1 rRNA gene is annotated in these 894 nt (G+C 53.1%); it reads left to right on the top strand.

What is annotated here, in order from left to right:
* Positions 1 to 4: 4 nt before the first annotated feature.
* Positions 5 to 894, top strand: a 23S ribosomal RNA gene (locus ACQCN2_RS23315); the annotation flags it as partial.

Here is an 894-nt window from a genome sequence, read left to right as displayed (position 1 = left end):
TCGTGGTTAAGTTACTAAGGGCACACGGTGGATGCCTTGGCGCTAGGAGCCGAAGAAGGACGCAGCGAACTGCGATAAGCCTCGGGGAGCGGTAAGCACGCTTTGATCCGGGGATCTCCGAATGGGGCAACCCACCATCCGTAATGGGATGGTATCCGTTGGTGAATACATAGCCAACGAGAAGGCAGACCCGGTGAACTGAAACATCTAAGTAGCCGGAGGAAGAGAAAACAATAGTGATTCCGTAAGTAGTGGCGAGCGAACGCGGAAGAGCCTAAACCGTAAGGTTTACCTTACGGGGTTGTGGGGCGTCTCACATGGAGTTACAAAAGATTCGTGTAGATGAACAGTCTGGGAAGGCTGACCATAGTGCGTGACAGTCGCGTAATCTAAACACGAATCTCTCCGAGACCAACCCCGAGTAGCACGGGACACGTGAAATCCCGTGTGAATCTGGCAGGACCATCTGCTAAGGCTAAATACTACCTAGCGACCGATAGTGAACCAGTACCGTGAGGGAAAGGTGAAAAGCACCCCGGGAGGGGAGTGAAATAGTACCTGAAACCGTGTGCTTACAAATAGTCGGAGCACGATTAATGTGTGACGGCGTGCCTTTTGTAGAATGAACCGGCGAGTTACGGTAGCGTGCGAGGTTAAGTCGAAGAGACGGAGCCGCAGCGAAAGCGAGTCTGAATAGGGCGCAAGTACGTTGCCGTAGACCCGAAACCGTGTGATCTAGCCATGTCCAGGGTGAAGGTAGGGTAACACCTACTGGAGGCCCGAACCCACGCACGTTGAAAAGTGCGGGGATGAGGTGTGGCTAGCGGTGAAATTCCAATCGAACTCGGAGATAGCTGGTTCTCCCCGAAATAGCTTTAGGGCTAGCCTCGGAAT

Origin of the sequence: Brevibacillus ginsengisoli (assembly GCF_050113715.1) — a bacterium.
Taxonomy (GTDB): Bacteria; Bacillota; Bacilli; order Brevibacillales; family Brevibacillaceae; genus Brevibacillus_H; species Brevibacillus_H ginsengisoli.
Note: the sequence above shows the minus strand (reverse complement) of the source record. Positions and strands in the feature narration are given on the sequence as shown.